Consider the following 3,831-nt stretch of genomic DNA (forward strand, 5'->3'; position numbering starts at 1 on the left):
ACGCAATTTCGCCAAGCAATTACCGGAAATCATCAAGGAAATAAACCCGAATAATTCAGAAACACATCGCCTCAACACCCAAATCGAAAACCCGATGATGCGTTCAGGACTTGCCTTTGCGGGTGCAGAAACTTGGCTAAAAGGTGGCAAACTTCCGCCAGAAGCAGGCAAAGGTTTTCTGTTCGCCCAAGATATCATCGGTATCGATTTATGGGAGAATGAAATCGCGATTTTAGTTGCCTGCGAAACTGCGATCGGCGATATCAAAAATGGTGAAGGCGTATTCGGTTTACGTCGCGCTTTTGCCGTCGCTGGAGCGAAAACTTTGGTAATGAGTTTGTGGTCAGTTCCCACGAAAGCAACCGTGCTACTGATGGAGCGATTTTTTGATAATTTGCAGCGCGGTTTAAGACGGGTTGATGCGTTACAAGAAGCGCAAAATTATATTCGCAGAATTACGATCGAAGAATTGCAACAATTTCCTCTCGGTTGTGAGGTAATCGATGAACTTTTGACATTAAAAATATTATCAGAAAGTAGGCTATCTTGTCAAGAGTTTAGACCGATCGAGCATAAATTTTTCTGGGGTGCTTGGGTTTGTCAGGGAGAGACAAATGAGTTGAAATAAAGGTACGTAGTTGCGCTTTAGCGCCAAATAAGAGCGCTGAAGCGCAACTACGTACCTGAAAATTATCCCTTTTGAATGATTAAATGAGTTGGTTTGTAAGTACGAATAAAGTTACTCATCACTTCCCTTTCTTCAATAGTTGGAGTTGCCAAACAACCGGAAGTTCCCGTTTGGGAATTGTTCTTAAATGCTGACGGATCGTAGTGAACTCCCAGTCCGCTGCGATTTGTCTTGAAAGTAGGTGTAACGGGTGACCAAACACCGCCAAATTCTCCAGAAGCTTTATCGACAGCACCTGGGCGATCGAATGTATAAACACCAAACGGAATAGGCGTTTGAGAACCTGCTACATCAGCGGGCGTTTGTTTGCTGACTCTCCCAGAAACGCACCGCACTGTATTCACAACTTTGCCCGTACTATCAATCAATTGGGTGCGGTAAACTTTTAACCCGCCGGCAATAGTTTCGTTCGTCTGAGTAGCGACAACTTTCGCTCCTTTTATCGAGTGAGAATTATCGTTATTGTTATCAGTTGAAGTTTCCCTCACAAGAAATTCTAAAGCGACCCAACGATTTGTGCCAATCTGCACCCAATTCCTTCCCCCAGCGGCTACCGGGTCGCCCGTCACCGATACCTTCGTACCGTTGGCAATTGTATCGACAACTAAACCGTTGGCGCTAGAACGTACATTCAAGGGGTCGCCTTGAGTTCTCACAGTAGCGGTGTAACTCATTTTTCCTTCCTTTACAGAATCTTAAGAAATGTTACAATCTTAAACTAAACTTAAGATTTAGCGAGCTGTTTTATGCCTATTGTACGCATCCACCAGATCGTTGTCTTGCAGGAATACCTGCTGCTGGTCTTCCACACCAATAGTACTGGGTGGCAGTTTCGGGTGACTAACTCGACAGGGAAAGTTTTTGGGATGCAACTGGCTTATGAGACGCCTGATGCAGCTGAGAGGGTGGGGCGCAATTGGATTGATTATAGATGCAATTTCAGAAGCCAAAAATAACGCACAAAACGATATTTTGCATCTTTGCATAACAACAAATAATTAGACATCTCCAAAAATTCTTGTGGGGTAGGCATCCTGCCTGCCCTTTGAGATTCTTTTGGAGGATATGTCTAATGGTGCGTTACACTGCGTTAACGCACCCTACAAACAAGCACTATGGTTTGGGTGAAATTCCTTTTTCTTCCAGGCAACGCTTAAATTCAACTTCCGCTTCTGTCGGTTCGGGATTATCGGTAACTTTCAAAGCACCGACAAGTTGATGAGAACCTCTTTTATCTAACGGTCTATCTAACTCAGCAACGGTATCTTTGTCGCCATTAGCTAAATACTGTCTGCATTCTCCTATGGCATCGATTCGCATTTCCCTGGATCTGGCAACGTCAGAATCTCCTTCTGTAAGATGGGTAGGTGTGCCTGATGTAGGGGATGAAATTGCTAAGGCGGAGAAAGCAGGTAAACCGAACATCCAGACAGTGATAGCTAGGAGTACTGTTGTGGCTGTGCGGTAAACTAGCTGAAAGCTTCTGTGCAAGTTAATCACGATCGCATTCCTTTGATGTTGAATCAGTCTGTCATCTGTTATGTTAATTAAGGTCGCACAAAAACTAATGTTCCTTGAGAAAGATTAAATACAAGCTGCTACTACCTCAGACGCACTTAGGGAAAATTTGGAGAAGCTGGAGTGGCGATCGCACCAACTGCCAGCTTCTTAAATACAGCCCTTTACCGCTTAGGAAAGCAGCGCTTGAGCGCTGAGAATAAACGTTTCATTTACCGAATCTACACTCCGCACTGAAAGAGTGGGAGACTCAACAACCGCGACTAAATCTAACTGAGGAGTATTTCCCCCGCTAACAATCGCAAAAATATTAGTTTTAAATGTTTCATTTGATGTTTGGATGACATAATCTTCCGGTTTTCCTGCTAATTGGATTAGATCGAGACCCGGTACAATAGCATCACCGCCCAGAATATCGAAGTGGGAGATTAATGCGTAGTCGGCATCTCCTTGACCTACGTAAAACTTTGACGGGGTGGGATTGGAGGCGCTGCGACCGACACCGATAATAAAGCGATCGCTCACACCCGAATTAGAGCCAATCAAGGTATCGACTTCGCCAACTCCCAAACTGGTAGGAACAATTTCCGGAGTCGCTCCAGTAATTACATCAATAGCAACTCCGGTAATTGTAGAGTTACCCGTGTCAAAAGCACTCACATAGTCATTGCCGTTGCTGCCACTTAAAAAGGCAGGACGAGACTCATTTCTGCCAGACTTTGTGTAATGTTCCAAGGCGGAACTAAAAACGCCAGAACTAACTGCTGCCGCTACATCCGGATTGAAGGCTAAATAAACTTCTTCGTTGAAAGCCGAAGCCTGACGACCCTCATTTTTCCCGATTTGAATGAAATGGGAAAAACCAGAAGCAAAAATTCCTGCCGCTACGGCATTAGCAACATCGGGATTGCGCTGCAAATAAAACCTTTCATTGTAGAAAGCGTCCGATATTACCCGACCTTCTGCTTCGCCAGTTTGGATAAAGTGCGCCAAAGCAGAGGGTAACTCTCCCTGCATCACCTTTGACAAGACATCGAAATTATTGGGCAAGAAACCAGAGCCATAGTAACCGCCTTCGCTCCAGAATCGCGAAACGGAAGTTCGTCCCTCTTGCATTCCAACTAATTGAAAATGTTGCAGACCAGACTGAAAAGTTCCGGCTTTAACAGCCACCGCTACATCTGGATTCTTTTCCAAGTAATAACCTTCGTCAAATATGGCAAAACTCATGGTCACGCAGTATAAAATAGATCGCGGTTGGGGTAAGGGGACTCGCAAATAGTTATCCCCAATTCCCAAACAAGTGATACAAGTCGATGAATTTATTTACGGAAAATTGTCAGTTGTTAGTTGTCAGTCGTCAGTTGTTAGTTGTTCGGTGAGCGAGTCTCCTACTTCTTTTGAGAGACGTTGTGCAACAGATTTTTATGGCAACCTAATAAATAGACATCTCCTCCAAAAGAATCTCAAAGGCAGGCAGGATGCCTACCCCACCAGAATTTTTGGAGATGTCTAAAGTAACCATTCCTTCCACCTTGCAGGAGAACGTTCATGTCAGTTGTGCTGGTCGGTACAGAAGGGGGAGTTTTTCAACTCGATAACAGTTCCCACGATATCCGAGAGGA

Annotated in this window: 6 protein-coding genes; 3 read left to right on the forward strand and 3 right to left on the reverse strand. The window is 44.5% G+C overall.

What is annotated here, in order from left to right:
* On the forward strand, positions 1–628 hold a 628-nt coding region (locus tag H6S82_RS22835; RefSeq protein WP_191056759.1), incomplete at its 5' end, for a CHAT domain-containing protein.
* Positions 629–690: 62 nt separating this feature from the next.
* On the opposite strand, the gene H6S82_RS22840 is transcribed toward H6S82_RS22835, so the two are convergent.
* Positions 691–1,362, reverse strand: a complete 672-nt coding sequence (locus H6S82_RS22840; RefSeq protein ID WP_190464029.1) for an SH3 domain-containing protein — start codon at positions 1,360–1,362, stop codon at positions 691–693.
* A 72-nt stretch (positions 1,363–1,434) separates the two neighbouring features.
* On the opposite strand from H6S82_RS22840, the gene H6S82_RS22845 reads away from it, so the two are divergent.
* Complete coding sequence (locus H6S82_RS22845; RefSeq protein WP_190464030.1) at positions 1,435–1,644, forward strand: hypothetical protein; 210 nt, start codon at positions 1,435–1,437, stop codon at positions 1,642–1,644.
* Positions 1,645–1,801: 157 nt separating this feature from the next.
* Here the strand turns inward: H6S82_RS22845 and H6S82_RS22850 are convergent, their stop codons facing one another.
* Complete coding sequence (locus H6S82_RS22850; protein WP_190464031.1) at positions 1,802–2,188, reverse strand: hypothetical protein; 387 nt, start codon at positions 2,186–2,188, stop codon at positions 1,802–1,804.
* Positions 2,189–2,377: 189 nt separating this feature from the next.
* Positions 2,378–3,436 carry a hypothetical protein gene (locus H6S82_RS22855; RefSeq protein ID WP_190464032.1) on the reverse strand — a complete coding sequence of 353 codons (1,059 nt, stop codon included), beginning with the start codon at positions 3,434–3,436 and terminating at the stop codon, positions 2,378–2,380.
* A 73-nt stretch (positions 3,437–3,509) separates the two neighbouring features.
* On the opposite strand from H6S82_RS22855, the gene H6S82_RS22860 reads away from it, so the two are divergent.
* Complete coding sequence (locus H6S82_RS22860) at positions 3,510–3,722, forward strand: hypothetical protein (protein ID WP_190464033.1); 213 nt, start codon at positions 3,510–3,512, stop codon at positions 3,720–3,722.
* Positions 3,723–3,831: the final 109 nt, after the last annotated feature.

Origin of the sequence: Planktothrix sp. FACHB-1355 (assembly GCF_014748295.1) — a bacterium.
GTDB lineage: Bacteria > Cyanobacteriota > Cyanobacteriia > Cyanobacteriales > Aerosakkonemataceae > Aerosakkonema > Aerosakkonema funiforme_A.

Bases quoted from the DNA above. Each gene is read 5' to 3' on its own strand.
- H6S82_RS22845 (WP_190464030.1), top strand. From the start codon at position 1,435: ATGCCTATTGTACGCATCCACCAGATCGTTGTCTTGCAGGAATACCTG.
- H6S82_RS22840 (WP_190464029.1), bottom strand. From the start codon at position 1,362: ATGAGTTACACCGCTACTGTGAGAACTCAAGGCGACCCCTTGAATGTA.
- H6S82_RS22855 (WP_190464032.1), bottom strand. From the start codon at position 3,436: ATGAGTTTTGCCATATTTGACGAAGGTTATTACTTGGAAAAGAATCCA.